Here is a 19835-nt window from a genome sequence, read left to right on the forward strand (position 1 = left end):
AAAACAGAACTTATTAAAACACCCATGAAAATAGCCGCCGTAATACCCGCATATAATGTTGGAAAGTATATCGGCAGGACAATAGAAAGTGTTCTGGCGCAGACCAGACCTGCAGACGAAATCATCGTCGTTGACGACGGCTCAACCGACGATACCGCCGAAAAGATCGAATCTTTCGGCGACAAAGTCAAACTGATCCGCCAGCAAAACGCCGGTGCCTCCGTCGCCCGCAACACAGGCATCGAAGCAGCTACAAGCGAATGGATCGCTCTCCTCGACGGCGACGACGAATGGCTCCCCCATCACCTGCAAAACCAGGAACATATCCTGAAAAACAACCCGGACCTGCACTGGTCAACCGCAAACTTCAAATTCTGCTACTGCGCCGACAAAACCCAAAAAAACCAGTCAGACCCGGATGCCATGAGGACTGCCCTGTCGGACAAACAATACCTCGAAGAATACTTCCAGGCCTTCATCAACCACACCACCGGCTGCACCGACACGATCATAGTCAAACGCCAAATCCTCTTCGAAGCAGGTCTTTTCACTCCCGATCAGCCCATGGCCAACGACCTCGACATGTGGTGGCGTATCGCATATCTCTGCCCAAGGATCGGCTGCAGCCCCGAGCCCGCCGCCATCTACCATCTGCACGTAGCAAACAGCATAACCAAGGTTCACAAGTCCCCCTCGATCCTGGCCGACCTCATCGAAAAACACATACAGATCGCGAAGGACCATAACGCATACCACCGATTCAGACCCTGCGCCGAACACCTCCTCCGCTTCTGGATTCACAAGTATTTCTTCGACGAACGCATCTCAGAAATAAGACCACTCACCGACCGTTTTCCTCACATCCTGCCGCTCGGCTACCACACTATACTCCGTATCCTGACAATCTCACCGCGCACCACGACCGCCCTGATGCCGACGCTGCAAATGATCAACCGCCTTCTGCGTTTGAAAGTTTAATCAGGTCTATATAAGTGCCCGACCAATACGATAAAACAACGATCAGTATCGTCATAGCTGCCTATAACGCAGCCGAGCACCTCCCCCGCGCCGTCAAAAGCGTCCTGGCACAGACCATACAGCCGAACGAAATCATCGTCGTCGACGACGGCTCCACCGACAATACAAAACAGGTCCTGGAACAATTCGGCGACCGCATCAAATATATCTATCAGAACAACGCTGGCCCGGGCGCCGCCCGAAACACAGGCATCCAGACCGCAACTTCCGAATGGATATCCTTTCTCGATGCCGACGACGAATACCTCCCCAACAAACTCGAAACGCAACTGGAAATACTCGCCAGACATCCGGACCTGCACTGGATCACAGGCAACTACATACGATGTCTCTGCGACACCCAAACCAGAGTCCCCCTGCGTACAAAGGACGAGATCAATCAAATCCTTAATGGAAGCGACACCTACGATGACTTCATGCAAGCCTTCACTATCGGTGTTTTCGGCTGGACCGGAACCATGCTTATCAGACGAAACGCCATCCTCAAAGCGGGCATGTTCCCAACCGACATCTACCTCGCAGAAGACATCGACCTCTGGCTCAAAATTGCCTATAACCACCCTCGCATCGGCTTTGCTTATGAACCGCTCGCAATTTACCACATGGGCGTCCAGGGCAGTCTCGCCCGCAACAAAGCCAGTTACGCAGATACGAATAATTTCTTGAGTCACCATCTCAAACTCGCAAAACAGCACAATTGTGAAGACGCGTTTCAACCATGCGCCCGCCGAATACTCGTAGCTTGGATACGCTCGGCCCTCTTCGACGACCGCGTCAAAAACGTTCGTTCTGCAATAAATGACTTCCGAAACCTGCTGCCCCCCGGGCTCTATCTGTTTTTCTACGTCCTGTCCATATTCCCGCAGCTAACGATGAAAACCTGCTTGCTCCTTTCCGCTATTTCTCGTAAGCTCCGATTGCGCAAGAGAGTATGGCATCCGACCGACTGACAAGAACGAAAGGCCTATGACAAAACCGTCATCAAAACCCGTTTCCGTCATCTTACCCGCTTACAACGCTGCCGAACACATTCAAACAGCCGTCAGCAGTGTCCTCGCCCAGACCGCACCGCCCCAGGAAATAATCGTCATCGACGACGGCTCCACCGACAACACAGCCGAGATAGTCAAATCCTTTGGCGAAAAAGTAAGATACATCCATCAGCCAAATGCAGGCGTAAGCGCAGCCCGCAACACTGGCATAAAAGCAGCATCCGCAGAATGGATCGCCTTCCTCGACGCAGATGATGAATGGCTGCCGGAAAAACTCGAAAAGCAGTTCGCCCTTCTCGATGCCGACCAATCCCTCGCATTCTGCTCCGCCAACTATATCCGAATATCTCATGACCGCACCCGCTCCGCACCAGATGTCGACCCGGAAAAATGCCGCACGCTCACATCCTCTGACAACCGCTTCGACAGCTACTACACCGCCTTCGCAAACGGCATCACCGGCCACACCGATACCATGCTCATCCGCAAAACTATTCTCGAACAGGTAGGCATGTTCAACGAATCAATCTCGCGTTTCGAGGACCTTGACCTGTGGTTCCGCATCGCAGCCGTCACCGAAAACTTCGGCTTCATATCCGAACCGCTCGCGATCTACACCGTTGAAAACCCCGAAAGCCTTTCGCGTTCAACCTGCCCGATTGAAACATACGCCGACTTCATCCGCCGCAATCTCGCCTTCGCCAAGCAGCACGACAAGCTCGATCAGTTCACTCCCTGCGCCGCCAAACTCCTCCGCCAGTGGATCCGCTCGATGCTTTTCGATGCCCGCAAAAACGATATCCGCCTGCTCCTTGACGAATTTCATAACCTTCTACCGAACGCTTACATACGAAACATGAAAATAATGACAGCATGCCCAAACACAACCGCCAACCTCTGCCGACTCGCCTCAAGGATCATCAGAACCTTCAACCTGCGCAGCCGCGTAGTCGCCAAACCAACCCCAAAACAGAGCAGACATTAAACTCATGACGCAAAAACACATCAAAATCGCAGCCCTGACCGCCGGCAAAAATACTCCCTCAACACGCTTCCGCATTCGGCAATATGCAGAACGGCTCGAATCGCACGGCGTAACGGTAGAAGAACACATACCATTCTTCGAAAAAAGCTGCGGCCTGCCAAGCCCCTTCAAAGCCGCCGCACGCATCCCCGCCCTCTTCCGCTCACGTTCCGCTGACCTCATCTGGATCGGCAAAGAGCTCGTCCAGGGCTACCCCACGTTCGAAAAACTGCTTAAACGTCCCCGCGTCCTCGACGCCGACGACGCCATCTGGCTCAATTTCCCCCTCGGACGAGTCGCAGCCCCCTTCATCGCCCGCAACATGGACACGGTCGTCGCAGGCAACTCCTACCTCGCAGATCACTTCAGCCAGTACAATCAAAACGTCCACATCGTCCCCACCGCCATAGACCTGAACCGCTACACACCCCGGCAGATCGACACGGAACCGGAAACTTTCACAATAGGCTGGACAGGCCTGGCCTGCAACAACAAGTATCTCGACGACATCGAACAGCCGCTCAAAGAGTTCCTCACCGCGCACCAAAACACCCGCCTGGTGGTCCTCTCCAACAAACCCTGGAAGCATAACTCGCTGCCCCCGGATCAGGTCGAATTCATCCGCTGGACACCCGAAAACGAAGCAACCACTCTCCACCGATTCTCCGTCGGCATCATGCCCCTGCCCGACAACAAATGGACCCGCGGCAAATGCTCCTTCAAAATGCTTCAGTACATGGCCGCCGCCCTGCCCGTCATCGCCTCACCTGTCGGCATGAACAAAGATGTCTTCCAGAAAGGCGAAATAGGCTTCCCCGCCGACACCCCCAAAAAATGGCGTCAGGCCCTCGAAGACCTGTACAAAAACTGGAACGCACAAAAACAAATGGGCCAAACGGGCCGCCTGATCATCGAACAAAACTACAACGCCGACACCATCGCTGCCCAACTAGCCAAAATATTCCACACCCTCACCGACTAGCCAGACCACACCGTGCTAACCCATGAAAAAAACATCTGCGGGTATGGCCCCAACACAAGTTCACGCCACCAATTGCAGCACTGCAGTCACTTGGAATAATTAATAATTACTATTGTTTGCGCCGCAAGATTGCCCCCACACCAACCCCAAACAAGGCAAGTGTCGCCGGTTCTGGAATTAGTGAGATACGGCTTATCGTCACTTTATCGCTGTACCAGGCTCGCGTCGCTGCATAAATCGCCCCGTCAGGCCCGAATGTAAACACATTCAGATGCATATCACCGCCCGTTGCAAAAAGACTGTAGGTGCCGTCTTCTTCTATCTTATACAAACTCCAAAGCCCAGGATGTTCCCGACTAATGCCAGTCGCAAAAAGGCTGTTGTCAAAATCACCAACGTCGTCAAACCCCAACCTGAAAGATGTCAGTATACCTTCAGCCACTCGGCTCGCTGAGCCGTTTTCGTCTAGCTTGAACACACCGCTGTAGTTCTCGCCTTTCCCATCATTGGAAAGATACATGTACCCCGGGTATTTGTCACCATTATTAATGTCTATCCCAGCCGGACCGCCGCCGTTCATCCCATAGGGAAACCCGCTGAAAAGCTGCGTTGAACCATCACTCAAAACTTTGTCTAAATGGTCATCGCCCCTCGTACCAGCAAACATCATCCCAACCTCTTCGTCAAACCCAAGTGCATAAGGCTCATTACCGGCAGTAGCGAAAGGAGAAATATTGCCCTGCATATCAACACGGTAAATACCACCACGACGGCCATTCGTGGGCCTCGTCCCGTCGCCCACGTAAAGGTAGTCTCCATAATCCGTACCACCGGTCCACACCATATTACCAGGAAAATGAAGTCCACTCACGAATTCGTTTGCGTTACCATCAGGCGTTATCTTGTAAATAGAACCGTCATTGCCCTCAAACTCAGCACCATAATGAGATACAAAGAGATTGCCCTCGGAATCGAATTCCATCCCCCCAACCTGGCCCAGGCTCTTCGAAGACGGATATGTCGCGTAAACTTCTGACCTGTAATTAGAATCAAAAACAACCGCTGTACTACAAAATGCATTAGCTGAAACAACGACCAGAACAAACAGACTAAAATTAGCAACTTTCATCATTACCTCCATAAGCTATAAAACCAATTACAACTAGAAGAGGTAGATTACACTATCCCGACCACTTTTGTCAACCATAAACCGAGCATTCCTGTCTATTTTAGTCGACATTGCTGCGTATTAACCGCCTGAATATGTCTTTATAAACCTCCACGATCTTGCGAACATCATGATGCTCCTCTACATACTTACGCCCCTTCCTGCCGTATTCCAGATACTCTTCACCATCAAGCAGCCTCCCCAGTTCCTCCGCCATTAGCTTTTCATTACCACCGCAACTGACTCCGCAACCATGCTCTGACAGAAATCCGTCAGGATCGACGTTCAGCGACAAAATTGCAGTTGAACACTTGCATGCTTGTATGAATGTATTTGGAAACCCCTCAGCTTCACTTGTATTCACAAGCACTTTCGCCCTTGCGAAATATCCCTCTATTTCATGAAAGGGGACCTGCTCGACGAATTCAAGATTCTCGATTTCATCCGCCTCCGCTTTCAATTCAGCGTAACCAGTATCCCCAGTCGCCCGCTGACATATCATCACGAACCGTACAGTCCCGAACCGCCTTGCCAGTTCGAAAAACTTCCTCGGCTGCTTAAAACCGATACTCCTGCCTACCCACAAAACAAATTCTTTCTCTCCCGGCTTTACCCCCAGCATACGATGGCCATTCGGCACAACTGCAGACTCAAGCCCGGTCGTCTTCCTTAGTTCTTCCGCATCTGCATCATTCTGTGCGAAAATACGGTCAGCATGTCTCAAGGCCCAAATAAAGGCCCTACCCAAAAATGTGTGCTTTCGCAGATAGGTCCCGTCACATTCGAACCGATGCGCGGTCCTGTAAACGAATTTGCGACCATACAGCAGACAAAAAAACCTCACCAGCGGAACCCCAGGCGAAGCGGTCTTTATCACATACACATCCGCATCAGCACGCTTCAAGGCCCGCCATACTTTCATAGCGCCGGCAAGGGAGTTCTGCGAAAAATCCAAACTCTTGAGAACCCTGATCCCCTCCCAGCTCTCTTCTTCTGCCTGCCCAAAATCAGCAGCCACAAAGCTGACCTTAAAATCATCATCCCTCGCCATCTCAGTACCAAGATAATACAGATCGACCTCAGCCCCGCCAATACATCCTTTCGCATCATGATTGAACAGACAATATGACTTGGGAGAAACAAAACACACTTCTATGGGCTCGTTCATGTGTCACAACTCCTAAATGCTCGGATAAATCAAAGATGCTTTTATGATTTCGCCAAAATCTCATTGTATAAACTCATATATTGAGCAGCAGAATCCTGCCAGGAAAACCGCAGTGCACGCTCACGTGAAATCTCCGACATTGACTTCAGCATCTCCGGCTGCGCTATAAGCCTCTCAACCGCATCAGCCAGGGCCCCGGGATTCGCATCAGCAACGGCAATGCCGTTCCCGTCAAGCAGCTCTTCAAGCCCCTCACAATCTGTGCTTATCAAGGGCAGGCCGCACGCCATCGCTTCCAGCATAGAATTACTCATACCCTCCGACATAGTGCCGCTTATGTAAGCATCGGACTTACGATACAGCCTGCAAACTTCCTTCGGCTTTAAGTGCCCAGACAATTCTATAGCATGCTCCAGGCCCTTCTCAGCAACATCCTCCCTGAGTTCATTCTCGAGCTGACCCGTTCCAACCACAGAAAGCCTGACATCATGCTTTTTGTCTCTGAGAATTCCAACAGCTTCAACCAGAAGGTCGAGCCGTTTCGTAGCACTGAGTCTCCCCACCGTGATCAGGTTAAAGGTCCCATCAGAACAGTTCCGGCCGGGCTTAAAAAGATCAGTATCCACACCATTGCAAATGACAGTGTAGTCGGCTTCGGGCATAAAATTTTTCGCTCGCTCTTTTAGTCCATTACTGCACGCAACAAGCAATTTAGAGTTCTTCCATATCCGCCTGAACAGCGGCGCAAGCAACTTGTAATCAAGCTTAAAACGGGGATTCAAACCGGGCACGTCAGAACCACGCAAAGACACCAGATAAGGCAGCTTGCCACGGTTACGATAGCATAACCAGCCGCTAGGAAACGCAAAAAACGCGTGAGCCAGATCGTAATCATTACTGCGCACCATTTGCCTGCAAACCTTGTCCGCCTTCATGAGCCATTCTATAACTTCTATTTTCCGCCAGCACTGGAGTGACTTCTTATGCACTCCAACCCGGGTCACCTTGACATTCGGAGCAAACTCTTCGGTAAAAACACCAGGCTCAGGCGCAGAGGTCAAAAGATCTATCTGCAGTTCTGGATTACCCGCAAATTGCTTGAGCAACTGCAGATTGGCATTCGCACCGCCACCACCAATGGGCGGGAACTCATAGTTTATCATAAGAAGTTTGATCATCTTGCCTGCACCAAAATCCTATTCTTCTTTCCGTGCCGCAACATAAAGATTTGTCTGCATGAAAAGAGGCAGCCGTCTGAAGCCGATACTCGAAAACAGCTTCGCTGCTGCACCACCGAACACTCTGCGAACTTTGATGATATTGTAATCATTAACAGGACTGATCTTAACAAAACTAACACCGAAACCATGCTTCTCCAATCGTTTCTTCAACTGTCCAGGACTGTGCAGCGAAGGATGAAAGCGTTTCCACCTCAACGACCTTGACGAGATTGTCTCAAATAATGCGTTGCTGTACTTGTTCGGTGTTTCAAACAAATAGTACCCGCCATTTCGAAGCACGCGTTTGACCTGCTCGATGTGCAAATCAATCTCGGATATGTGCTCAAAAAGATCGAAGCTCAGCACCAGGTCGAATGATCCATCGGCAAAAGGAAGTTTTTCAGCAGCCTGAACGTTCAGCTTCACACCCGGATATTCTTCGCGCCCATAACGAATAGCAGTCTCAGAAATGTCAACTCCCTCAGCATCATGCCCCTGCTCACTGAGCCGGCTCACAACCGATCCTATACCGCAGCCGATCTCAAGTATTTTGCACGGCTTCTCCAACAGCCCCGTTTTCTCTAGAAAGCTCAAATTGCTCTGCAGATCCCCCCGCTGTTTCTTCCCCTTTGCAAGACCTTTCTCCCAGGTATTTTCATAAAACCTCTGCTGGCCTTGCAAATCTTCTTCGAGTTTCGATTCTTTCTGGCTCATCCCTTCGTCCGTTCAAACAAAACATGAGGACCAAAGGTCTTCACGGGTTTATAGTTCTCCCTGACATACTTCCGGAAAGCTCCCATAACCTCAAACCGTTCCGCTTCTTGCTCCTCAATTTGCTCAGCCAGAAACCTGGAATACTCCGTCTCGAACCGCTCAACAACATCCGACCTTTTAGGCAGCAAGCCTTTCTTCGTAACAGGCCAAAGCTCCAAAGGAGGCCGATCATTCGGAAAATGCCTTTTTCTGGAATCCACAATAAACTGCGGAGGATCCTCTTTGAACTGCTCGATTAATTGCGACACCTCTTGTTGAAGCCTGGAAGGACTCATCACATGCATATTACCCTCAAACGCCGACCTCGCCGGGCTGAACCGCTGCGCCTCCACATAAATGCCCGGATACCATCCCCAGACATACATCTCCGCATCCTCATCGCTGTTCTGCCTGATATACCTGCCGACTTGCTGCCACGCACTCACGCCCCCCCGCCGCTTCTGCTCACCGAGCTGCTCAAGTTTCGTCAAATACCCCCTCCTCCGCTCACCGCCATAATCGTTCCCCGTCCACGGACTCTTGCGAACACCCGCAAACACCGGCGTAATCATCACAAGCATCGCGACCAACGCAACCGCACCGCTGCCGACCCACACACCCTTCCTGCCCCCAGCAAGCAGCCCCCAGTGCCGCCATACCAGGTATCCCCCGCACATAGCAGCCGAGGCATTCAACGGCAGAAAATACTGCTCGTAAGGCCTCGGGCTCAGCCACAGCAAAGCCATATCCCCAACCCACCATACAAACAAAAACACCGCTACCGCATCCCGCGTTTCAAAAGTAAACGATTTCACGAAACGCCGAACAGCAGCCGCCGCCCCCGTCAATATCCCCATCAGCACCGGAAGTATCAACACACCGTAAAAACGTAAGACAAACTCCGCCTGCTCCGAAAAACTTCTGACCGCCCGGCTGGAACCTACATATGAACCCAATCCTAACCCTCTATGCAAGGTCCCCTCGACGCTGTAAACGACATTCGCAACCGCTCCGATAAACGGCACGTCCAGCAGATAATAAAACCCCTCACCCTGAGCATAGACACGACCATCGGCTACGTGGGTCTTATCAAAATAAACGTAAAAGCTGGTCAGCACGATCAAGCCGATCAGGACTCCGACACCGGCAAATATCCAGACAGGCTTGTGGATCTGACGAACACCCGACCTGACCCCTGCAACTATATGACCCCTGCAAACGATCAGTTGGTGCACAACAAACACAGCTACTGTCAGCATCACCGCCAGCTCTACCCTGCCAAACGGTATCTCACGCTCGAAAAACAGCCCCGCCTGCCCCTGCCATACATACAATAGCAAAAATGGAACCAGACCTGCAGCACCTCCCGCCGCAAACAACCCCAGCTCCTTAACTGCCTTGAGCCAGTTTATGTGTCCGATAACCGCACCGCCCACAAGCCACAGCCACACCGCCGCCGAAACAGACAAACCGGTCGGCTTGAAATAATACGATCCCATAGCAAAAAAGCCGCAAACCAGCATCAGCCACCAGCCGCCACCGTACCGCCGGAGCACGAAACAGCACGCAGCCGCTATCATCAGAGCGATCATGTACTGCTCTTTAACATTGCCGAACTTGGCCAGAATGGGCGCTGAAAGATAAAAAGACGCAACAAACACCCCGAAAACCGCAGCAAGCCCCCCGAAAACCCGCCACAGAGTATAGAACATCATCGCAAAAGCCAAAACCTGGAATATCCCCTGCAGTATCTTCGGACCCGTATCGTTGTACCCGAACAGCGCCACCCCGATCACGTTCACCAGCAACGTCCCGGGCCGCGCCGAACTCATCTCGTCAACACCCAGCTTCGCCCCGTCCAGAAGATGCGCAGCCGAATACACATACGCCCCGCTGTCAAACGGCCCCGGCGTACTGAGCTCAAGGTACTTGCCCATCGAAAAAGGAATGCCTGCCAGTATCAACGCAATAACCGCCCACGCCCATACTGGGATGTCACGGTTTTTCATACCTTGCGTCTGAACCTTGGGCTCGCTGCCTTTAACCCTGTTTCTGCGTCTGCTTTTGTTACGCCCCATCGGTACCTTCCAAAAAAATAAAGGGGAGCTCTAATAATTGCTTTTGAGCGGCAAAATGAATTGTTAGAGGTGCCCTAAAGCGTTGCCCCCTCTCCCGATCATCCCATGATCTTCTCTATAGTATAGATCCTGCGGCCCTGCGATTCATGATATGTTCGCACAAGTATTTCCGCCAAAAGTCCCATAAGCAAAAACTGGAACGAAGTTATTATCAGCATCGCCGTCAGCAGCAGCAGCGGATTGCGGTTCATCGAAAGATGGTCCGGCGAAATGAATTTCTGCCACAATACCGTAAAGAACGACAGCATCGCAGCTACACCGGACAAACCGCCAATACCGCCAAAAACATAAATTGGCTTAGTCGAAAACGACGCCAAAAACTTGACCGTGATCAAATCCAGAACAACCTTAAATGTCCTGTTCAAGCCGTACTTGGCTACGCCAGTAGTCCTCGGCCTATGATTTACGACCATTTCCTCAACGCGTTCACCGCCCCAGCTCGCCAGAGCCGGAATAAAACGATGCATCTCGCCGTAAAGACGTATTTCCTTGATCGAATCCCACCGGTATGCCTTCATGGTGCATCCATAATCATGCAATGACACACCCGTTATCTTCGAGATCATCCAGTTCGCAACTCGAGAAGGTAAAACCCTGCTCAGCCACTTATCCTGCCTGTCCTTTCGCCATCCGCTGACTATGTCATACCCTTCGTCCAGCTTATCCACCAGTTTCGGGATGTCAGCAGGGTCATTCTGCCCGTCGGCGTCAAGTGGTACTACTACCCTGCCCCGGCAATGTTCAAAACCAGCCGCCATCGCCGCCGTCTGACCGAAATTTCTGCGGAATTTTATGATCCGAACCCGTTCATCGCCCTCGCGTAAGGATTGCAGGACCTCGAGGCTCTTATCAGTACTGCCGTCATCGATAAATATTACTTCATAGCCGTCTCTGTCCCTCAAGGCTGAGGTGATCTCATCGTATAACGGACGAAGACTTTCCTCTTCATTGAAAACAGGTATGACAAGTGACAGTTCAAGGGCAGCAGAATTTTCCATAATATGCTCCTGAAAAGGGACTTACATTTGGCGGCGATTCTAAACCGATTCAAATCCTATGTAAAGTCCTATCTAAACGTCGCCGAAAAAGGTTATTGATAATAAGAATTTGCTTTGCTAAATTATGTATCGGCAATCAACGCTCATAAATAATTCCATTTGACTATTTGAGAGGTAAAAATGAGGACATCTCACGTTTTGTCATTAGTAATTGTCGCCCTGCTCATCCCCGCCATCGTTGGATGCCAGGAACCTCAGGCAGCGAAATCCACCACAGTAGAAACCCAATCCCAGCAGCAGATCGTCTCACCGGACCAGGCTGATCAGACACAAACCGACGCCCCCGCGACCGGAGATACAGCCTCAGCCGAAAAAAAGGACGCCCCCAACGTTACAGTTGAGGATAACGAGCACAATTTCGGGATCGTCGGCCCCGGAACCGTCCACAAAACAGAATTCGAATTTAAGAATACCGGCTCCAAACCTCTCAAGGTCATTGACATTAAAAGCACCTGCAGTTGTACCGTACCCGCATTGAAGAAGAAAACATATGAGCCGGGTGAATCGGGTAAGTTTTCGGTCACTTACACTGCCTCGGAACATGAAGGCACAGACAAAAAGCACCTCTACATCCTCAGCAATGACCCTGATGAACCAAGAAAACAGGTCACGATCCAGGCAAAGATCGAACTCGACATAGAGTACGGTCCACAGCGGATGAACCTCTCGCTCAAAGAAGATAACGCCGGCATCCCCAATATCACCCTGAAAAGCAAGGACGGCGAGAAATTCGCAGTAAAAAGCTTCAGCACCGTAAGGGACGTCATTACAGCGAACCTGGACCCGGACAAAAAGGCCTCGGAATTCACGATCAAGCCCAAAGTAAACCTGGAAAAACTGTCCAAAAACCTCACCGGCTCCATAACTTTGACGCTCGACCACCCAACGACCAAACGCCTGAGAATATTCTACACCACTCAGCCGCTCTTCGAGGTCACTCCCGCCCGCATCATCTTCCAGAATGCCCAGCGCGGCGAGACCATGAAACGCACAATCCTTATCAAGAGCAATTATGCCGAAAACCTCAAAGTCGAATCGGTCGAATCACGCGACGGCCAGATCGAAGTCGTAAACCGCAAATCACTCGGCGACCGGGCTCAGCTCGAAGTTGAGTTCACCGCACCCGAGGACAACAAGGGCAGATTCTTCTCAGATAAACTGACCATCAATCTTGAAAATGGCGAAAAACTTGAAATAAATGCCAGCGGCTGGATCAAAAAATAACCCGATCACATCAAAAAGGGGCAAGTTTAAACACAACAGACTTGTCCCTTTTTTATGGGTAGCTCTAATAATTGCTTTTGAGCGGCAAGTAGAAGATTTTCGCGTTCCGGCAAGGAAGACAAAAACCGCTTTAGTTGTAGCTAAAGCGGTTTTTGTCTGACGCCGTTCGGAACCAAAAAGATTCGCTTGTCCGCCAAAATGAATTGTTAGAGGTGCCCTTATGCATTTTTGTCCATCTTTCACCCATGATTGCCCCGTTTTGCTCACTTTTGGACCATTTTCGAAGCACTTCTGAAACGGCTTCTGAGCATAAATTTCGAACTTTTGCTCCACGCCCGCTGTACAACACCCGGGCATAACCCGAAAAATGCGATATTTTTGCATTTTCTCCCAGCCAAACGGGAACAAATACTGTTTTTCAATGTCAAATTAAACACAACAACACTGCCCGTAGCAACACGGACATACGCAGCTTGTGCAGATGCAATACTGCCGACACGAATTAGCGTTAAGTTTCGTGAATAATTGTGGACGGTAAAGTTAAGTTACTACTGCTCGGATTCCGATATCTCGTTGTAAACATTGTTTTTACAACGCCTGATCGTTGATCATACAGGAGTTTCAATGATACGATTACTAAGAATTGCTACTTTCATATGTATTATCCTGGCCGTGGCCACCATGGCATGGGTTGGTTTTAATGCCTTCAAATACAAACCTGCTGAACACGCTATCATGCAGGAACCCGGACCAGTGGAGATAATGAAAAAGATCGCCCTGGACACAGGCAATAAAGACACGGTTTCACCCCTCGTAAAGCAGGCCAAGGCCTTCAAACTGAGGATCGACCCGCCTGAACCGCCCAAACCCGACCCCGAGGAGCGTACACAGAACAGGCAGATCGCAGAAAATCCCAATCCAGAACCCCAACCTCGGCCGGAACCAAAACGCGTCAACGTCACCCGCGCCAATTTCAAGCTGGTAGGCACATGCAGGTACATCGATCAGCCGCAGAAATCCCTCGCCCTGATCGACTTGCCCGCAGAGGGTCAGAAATGGGTCCGTCTGGGCGAAACCGTACGCCACCATGTGATCGCTGAGATAGGCGATGACATGGTCGTACTCGACCAGAACGGCAGGAAGAGCAACCTCTACGCTCCGGAAAAGAATTCCGTTTCCCTGCTGAAAAATCCCCCCGCCGACTCAACAACGACCTCAACAGTCACCGCCAAAGCGGCCAATATCGAACACAAAGCCGTCCCGAACCAGACACGACCCAGCACACAAGCTAATGCAAATCGGTCGCGGGGCAGAAAACCACCCGTTTCAGCACGCAAGGCACCTGTTAAAAGACAAACGCCCCAGGAACGCAAAAAGATGCTGGACTCGAACATCGCCGATATTCAGCAGGTCATGAAACGTTCTTCCAACGTAGACGCGACACCCGAACAGAAAAAACAGGAAATGCAGGCCTGGAGCTCGCTGCTCAAACTGCTCGAAGAGGACCGCAAAAGGGTCGAAAAGCAGACTCAGCAGTCAGACAATGACAAGGAGCAGCCCGAACCCAAACAGGCCGAATCGGAGGATAAGGACAACTGATCCGGCGAACCGGCAGGCTATCGACGGACCACTGATTATGGGACCACAAACCGTGCCAAGCACACTTTAATGGCTCCTGGCACGCCTTTTTATGACAATAGACGCATCGACGTGATTAAATCGGAAAACCTGCTCAGTCGGCCCCGAGCAAATCCGATAAATAAAAAACTGTTCATTCAAAATACCTGACAAATAGTTGGAGTAAAAATGCTTACAGGATGGTTATCTTGCTACCGAAGGAATCGGCTCAATCTGATGATAGTTCTTGTGATCCTCACCGCCCTGCCGACACTGCTTAGTGCCGCAGAGGACAGCAAAACAAAGAAAGCAGCTATCCGCAGGAACATTTCCAAAAAGCTGATCAACGTCCCGGCAAAACAAGCCGCCGAGATTCTCAAATCTCTCGATATCGGTCAGGATGTCAACGACCTTACCTCCAACATCATTCTTGTAACCGGCCAGGACGCTGAGGACACTCGAAAGGCCCGCGAAGTCCTAAAGGTCATCGATTCGAAAAGACCTTACAGCTTCCGAAAGATCACATCCGCTGAGAAAGCGGAACAGCTCCCCGACTTCACGGCCATAGAAGACGAGATCGGAAACATTCGAATCGGCACGTTCACCGATCCTCCATTCGGTGAAACCTCCCCGCTGGCGATCGTGGACACACACGGCGACAGCCTTATCGTCATCGCACCTGAGGACCTTCTCGGAACCATCCAAAGCAAGGTCAAAACAGCACTTAGTGAACAGCAGCAGGCCAAAGAAGATGCGGACCTACCCGCCGCGGCCGAGCACCCCGAACTCGTCGCCGCTCTTGAAAAACTCAAGGACAAACAGCAGGCCGATAAGAAACAGGATCAGCCCGAAAAAGCAGTTGACGAACAGCCTTCACAGAAGAAAAAGACCGACGAAGACTTCATGCAGAACGAGCTCTTCGCCGCACTGGCGGAAGCTGAGACCGCTGCCGAAACAGAACCAAACAAACCCGCACGCCAGTCACAGCAGGTTGTAACAGAACAGAAGATCGTAGAGGCACCTGCAGAAGACGAAGCTCAGCAGGCTGAAAAGCAGGACGAGGCCCAGCAAAATCAAGAGTCTGGACCCATGCCCGGCATAAATACCGACAAAGTTATGGATCCGACGCTGCTGGAAGCATTGAAAAAACTCGCCGAACAAGGCCGCCCCCAACCCGACCAGCAGGAGCAGGAGCCCACCCAACTGGAAAAACAGCAGCCGCTAGACACCGAGACACAACCAGCCGACGAAGATTCCAAGATCGTCGAAGATATCGTACAGGAAGAACCCTCTCCTCGCGACAGATCAGGCGACACTCTTGACTATCTCCAGCAGGAACTCAGCGAGGAAGAACTCGAAACCACCCTGACACTGCCTGAAAAGGTCGAGCTCACCGCACTGATCGAACTGGTCGGCAAACAGCTCGGACTCAACTATATTTACGACCCCGTCAAGATCAAAGGCGTCGTCACACTCAAGCTTCACGAGGGCAAGATCAAAGTAAGGGACACCTACGCCCTGCTCGAAACCGTCCTCAAGTTCCGCGGCTTCGTCATGACCCGTCGAGGCGATCTCGTAACCATCGTCCCCGAAGCAGAGGCGCTCGCACAGGACCCGGCCTTCCGCACACCAGACGACGGCCTGAGACCCGGCGATGTCATAGCGACAACCATCTACAAACTCGACTACGTCGACACCCAAAGCGCAGCGCAACTACTCCAAAACATGAAACTCACCGTCGACATACAGCAGATACCCGAGACCAACACACTCATCATCACTGAGTACGCCTATCGCATCAACAGGGTAGAAAAGCTGCTCAAGATGATCGACGTGCCCGGCAAGCCCAAGACATTCGCCTATCGTCAGCTCAAATATACCCTGGCCGCGAATCTGGTCACAAAACTGGAAAGTCTCGCCGAAAAACTCGGAAGCGTAACTGTTACGATAAGCCCCGAGGCCTCCAGCCCTCAGCAGCCCGCGGGCAGAACCCCAGCTAGAAGGCCCACTCCGCAGCGCAGGCCGCAGCAACGAACTGCAAATCAGGGTGGCCAGCAGCCGGTCGAAGGTATATATCTAGACGTTGACGAACGAACCAACCGCATACTCATGATCGGTGTCGAAGAAGATATCGACGCAGTTGATGACCTCATCGACGCCCTCGACGTTCAGAAACAGGACCTCCGCGAAATACGCCAGTACGAGATCGAAAATGTTGGTGCCGAAGAGGTTCAAGGTACTCTCTCCGAACTGGGAATCATAAGCGGCACCGCCGGGCAGTACGGCGGCAGGTCCAGAACCGCCACCAGAAGAACCCCAGCAAGGCCCCAGACCAATCAGCGACAGCCGCAACCGCAAACCACAACCACAACTGGTGCGGGCACCGGCGAGGACATACTCAGCGAAGAACCGCAGGTCGTAGTCCTCGAAGCGACCAACTCACTGCTCGTAAACGCCTCACCAGAACAGCACGAACAGGTCGCCCTGGTCATCGCATACGTAGACGCAAAACTCGAAAAGGCGGCAAATCCCTACGTCATATACAGTCTGGAAAACCAGAAACCCGAAGAGCTTGCGACAGTGCTCGAAAAGATACTCGATGCAACTTCAGTCGAAAGCAAAGGCGTCGCCCAGGAAGGCGGGGTCCAGACTGAACAGCAGATGGAAGAAGAGGAAGTGATAATCGTACCCGATGAAAAATCCGCTTCTCTGATTGTCTACGCAAACCGCAAAAAGCAGGAACAGGTCGCGGAAATGATCGAAATACTCGACAGACTCAGACCGCAGGTCTTGATCGACGTGACCCTCGTAGAGATCAGCAAGGATGAGACATTCAATTACGACCTCGAACTGGTCAGCGCATTCCCCGACCTCGACCATACGTCAGGACTGCTCAATAACATTGGAAACACAACTACAGACGATGTACTTAATGATCTGAATACCAATGCCTGGGACAGAAGCAACTTCCTTGATCTAAGGTCATCCGGCGGCAGGTTAGACGCATTCTACGCCGACAACCAGATTCAGGGCCTGTTGACTTTAATTCAAGAAAAAGGCTATGGCCGAGTGCTCGCACAGCCAAAGATACTCGTAAATGACAATGAAGAAGGCGTAATAGATGCCACCAATACCATCTACGTAGCCAGAACCTCTTCGGAAAGTTCCGGCGGCGATAATGATTTTGTCGCGGAAACCACTACGTTTGATGAATTTGAATCCGGCATAAATCTCACGATCACTCCACATATCAGCCAGGGTGATTTGCTCAGACTTGAACTCGAACTTGATCGATCAAACCAGGATCCACCCTCTTCATCAGATGAGAACGTTCCACCCGGACCAAAACGCGCCAATACTATCGGTACCACTGTGACAGTACCGAACAGCAGCACCATCATACTTGGCGGAATATTGCAGCTCAACCAATCCAAGGGAACCGAAAAGGTCCCATTCCTCGGCGACTTGCCGCTGGTTGGAGGCCTTTTCAGAGGCATTAACAACAGCGACCAACAGACAAAGCTATACATCTTTGTCAAGGCCCACATCGTAAGACCAAATCAGGAAAGTACAGGCCTGCCTGACCTGGAAAACATTTCTAAACAAAAACGTGATGCCTTCGAAGACGCGGAGCGCGAGTTCCAGGAATACCAGAGCTGGCCAGGCATCGAACCCGAACCTGTCGACCCGCTCAAGGTACTTGATGCAGAATAATCGAACCAGACACCCGTTACCTTTGTATAAGTTGCGATGAAACAATTACTAATAAATACAGCCAAAAGAACCGGAATAGTAAATCCCGATTCGCTGGCTCAGTATCTGGAGGACACCGCACAGGACTCCAGACGCATCGACCAGAAACTGCTCACCGCGCCCAATTTTACCGAGGACGCGGTACTGCAGCTCTTCGCCGATGCGCTCGGGCTTGAATACTATTCCGAAATAACCGCAGACGATGTGCCCTCGAAGTTCGTCGAGACCGTCCCTGCTACCTACGCCCAGCACCATTACCTGATCGGAATCCAGAACGGCACCGACGAGCTGTCCGTGGTAACCGCGTCACCGCTCGATACCGCAGCGGTCGACAACGTCTCGAAACTAACGGGCCTGCCCACAAAGCCGGCCCTGGCGTCCAAGACGACCATCACCGCGGCCATCGACGTCGCATATGAGCAGAAGACGACCGTCATCGAAGAAGTCGCTGAAGAACTCGACTCGCAGAACCTCGACGATCTGGCTGACGAGGTCCAGAGCTCCGACGACCTGCTCGACGTCGTAAACCGTCCGCCGGTCATCAGGCTCGTAAACGATGTCCTCTTCCGCGCACTGCAGATGCGTGCCAGCGACATCCACATACATCCGTTCGAAACAAAAATACAGATACGCTACCGCATCGACGGCATACTATACGACACCCTCAGCCTCAATCGCAACGTCCTCTCACTGGTCATCTCCCGTATCAAGGTCATGGCCGGCATGGACATCGCTGAGCGACGTATGCCCCAGGACGGCCGAACATCCGTCCGCCTCGGTCAGCGTGAGATCGACCTGCGTGTCAGCACCGTCCCCACAAGCTACGGCGAACGTGCTGTACTGCGTATTCTCGACAAAACCACCGGCCTGCTGGACATGAAGGACCTCGGGTTCGCGGAAAACGACCGAAAACGATTCGACGGCATGATCAACCGTTCCCACGGCGTGATCTTCGTAACAGGTCCCACGGGTTCGGGTAAAAGTACAACGCTCTACTCATGTCTCAACCGTATCGACTCGACTCAGAAAAACGTCATGACCGTCGAGGACCCGATCGAATATCAGCTTCCGGGCATCAGTCAGATGCAGGTAGCGAGCAAAAAAGGCGTTACCTTCGTAAACGCCCTTCGGCACATCCTGCGTCAGGACCCCGACGTGATAATGGTCGGTGAGGTGCGTGACCAGGAGACAGCCGCTACCGCGATCCAGTCCTCTCTGACCGGTCACCTCGTATTCAGTACGCTGCATACGAACGACTCGGCAGGTGCCGTCTCGCGACTGCTCGATTTCGACATCGAGCCGTATCTCGTCAGCTCGTCGCTGCTGTGCATACTAGCCCAGCGTCTAGTAAGGCGTATCTGCCCCGAGTGCCGCCAGGCGTACGAACCCAGCGCACACGAGCTTCGCGAACTCGGCATAGGACCGGGCAATGAAAATACGAAATTCTACGTCGGCACAGGCTGCTCGAAATGCTTCGACACAGGCTATCGCGGCCGTATCGGCATCTACGAGCTGCTCACAGTCGACGAGGACCTTCGCGAAATGATCTACCGCCGTGACTCATCAGGCGTCATAAAGAAAAAAGCGATCGAAAACGGCATGCGAACACTGCGAATGGACGGTTCAGATAAAGCGGCACAGGGTGTGACAACAGTCGCAGAGGTCCTCAGAGTGACCCAGCCCGACTAGACGTACGAACA

Annotated in this window: 15 protein-coding genes; 8 read left to right on the forward strand and 7 right to left on the reverse strand. The window is 51.7% G+C overall.

Annotated features, from left to right (window positions below; all coding sequences use genetic code 11):
- Positions 1-24 precede the first annotated feature (24 nt).
- From STSP2_RS13595 to STSP2_RS13610, 4 genes are read left to right on the forward strand one after another with little or no spacing between them, the layout of a single operon-like run.
- Positions 25-978: a glycosyltransferase family 2 protein gene (locus STSP2_RS13595; protein ID WP_146663291.1), complete on the forward strand. Its 954-nt coding sequence runs from the start codon at positions 25-27 to the stop codon at positions 976-978.
- 14 nt (positions 979-992) lie between these two features.
- Entirely contained in the window at positions 993-1988 is a 996-nt protein-coding gene (locus STSP2_RS13600; protein WP_146663292.1) for a glycosyltransferase family 2 protein, read from the forward strand.
- 16 nt (positions 1989-2004) lie between these two features.
- The gene (locus STSP2_RS13605) at positions 2005-3015 is read left to right on the forward strand and encodes a glycosyltransferase family 2 protein (RefSeq protein ID WP_146663293.1); all 1011 of its coding nucleotides are present in this window, start codon (positions 2005-2007) and stop codon (positions 3013-3015) included.
- 4 nt (positions 3016-3019) lie between these two features.
- A complete protein-coding gene (locus tag STSP2_RS13610) occupies positions 3020-4036 on the forward strand; it encodes a glycosyltransferase family 4 protein (RefSeq protein WP_146663294.1) in 1017 nt (338 codons plus the stop codon).
- 109 nt (positions 4037-4145) lie between these two features.
- Here STSP2_RS13610 and STSP2_RS13615 read toward each other — a convergent pair whose 3' ends face one another.
- The 6 genes from STSP2_RS13615 to STSP2_RS13640 all read right to left on the reverse strand — a co-directional run bounded on the left by STSP2_RS13615 (position 4146) and on the right by STSP2_RS13640 (position 11481).
- A complete protein-coding gene (locus STSP2_RS13615; protein WP_169853224.1) occupies positions 4146-5165 on the reverse strand; it encodes a PEP-CTERM sorting domain-containing protein in 1020 nt (339 codons plus the stop codon).
- Between the two features lie 100 nt (positions 5166-5265).
- Positions 5266-6372, reverse strand: a complete 1107-nt coding sequence (locus STSP2_RS13620; protein WP_146663296.1) for a glycosyltransferase family 4 protein — start codon at positions 6370-6372, stop codon at positions 5266-5268.
- A 41-nt stretch (positions 6373-6413) separates the two neighbouring features.
- Positions 6414-7550: a glycosyltransferase family 4 protein gene (locus STSP2_RS13625; RefSeq protein WP_146663297.1), complete on the reverse strand. Its 1137-nt coding sequence runs from the start codon at positions 7548-7550 to the stop codon at positions 6414-6416.
- An 18-nt stretch (positions 7551-7568) separates the two neighbouring features.
- Positions 7569-8306, reverse strand: coding sequence for a class I SAM-dependent methyltransferase (locus STSP2_RS13630; protein WP_146663298.1), 738 nt, complete (start codon positions 8304-8306; stop codon positions 7569-7571).
- On the reverse strand, positions 8303-10423 hold the full coding sequence (locus tag STSP2_RS13635; protein WP_146663299.1) for a glycosyltransferase family 39 protein: 2121 nt from the start codon (positions 10421-10423) through the stop codon (positions 8303-8305). Before STSP2_RS13635 ends, STSP2_RS13630 begins: the two co-directional genes overlap by 4 nt.
- A 98-nt stretch (positions 10424-10521) precedes the next feature.
- On the reverse strand, positions 10522-11481 hold the full coding sequence (locus STSP2_RS13640) for a glycosyltransferase family 2 protein (RefSeq protein ID WP_146663300.1): 960 nt from the start codon (positions 11479-11481) through the stop codon (positions 10522-10524).
- 180 nt (positions 11482-11661) lie between these two features.
- Between STSP2_RS13640 and STSP2_RS13645 the strand changes: the two genes are divergently transcribed.
- Positions 11662-12765 (forward strand): DUF1573 domain-containing protein, encoded by a 1104-nt coding sequence (locus tag STSP2_RS13645; RefSeq protein WP_146663301.1) that lies wholly within the window; start codon positions 11662-11664, stop codon positions 12763-12765.
- Here STSP2_RS13645 and STSP2_RS13650 read toward each other — a convergent pair.
- Positions 12691-13149 carry a hypothetical protein gene (locus STSP2_RS13650; protein ID WP_146663302.1) on the reverse strand — a complete coding sequence of 153 codons (459 nt, stop codon included), beginning with the start codon at positions 13147-13149 and terminating at the stop codon, positions 12691-12693. The two genes, STSP2_RS13645 and STSP2_RS13650, sit on opposite strands and share 75 nt — an antisense overlap.
- A 240-nt stretch (positions 13150-13389) precedes the next feature.
- Here STSP2_RS13650 and STSP2_RS13655 point away from each other — a divergent pair, with 240 nt between their 5' ends.
- From STSP2_RS13655 to gspE, 3 genes are all read left to right on the forward strand, one after another.
- Positions 13390-14364: a type II secretion system protein N gene (locus STSP2_RS13655; RefSeq protein ID WP_146663303.1), complete on the forward strand. Its 975-nt coding sequence runs from the start codon at positions 13390-13392 to the stop codon at positions 14362-14364.
- Positions 14365-14571: 207 nt separating this feature from the next.
- Complete coding sequence (locus STSP2_RS13660; protein WP_146663304.1) at positions 14572-18096, forward strand: secretin N-terminal domain-containing protein; 3525 nt, start codon at positions 14572-14574, stop codon at positions 18094-18096.
- 36 nt (positions 18097-18132) lie between these two features.
- The gene (gene gspE / locus STSP2_RS13665) at positions 18133-19824 is read left to right on the forward strand and encodes a type II secretion system ATPase GspE (RefSeq protein WP_146663305.1); all 1692 of its coding nucleotides are present in this window, start codon (positions 18133-18135) and stop codon (positions 19822-19824) included.
- The last annotated feature ends 11 nt before the right edge of the window (positions 19825-19835 follow it).

It is taken from the genome of Anaerohalosphaera lusitana (assembly GCF_002007645.1).
GTDB lineage: Bacteria > Planctomycetota > Phycisphaerae > Sedimentisphaerales > Anaerohalosphaeraceae > Anaerohalosphaera > Anaerohalosphaera lusitana.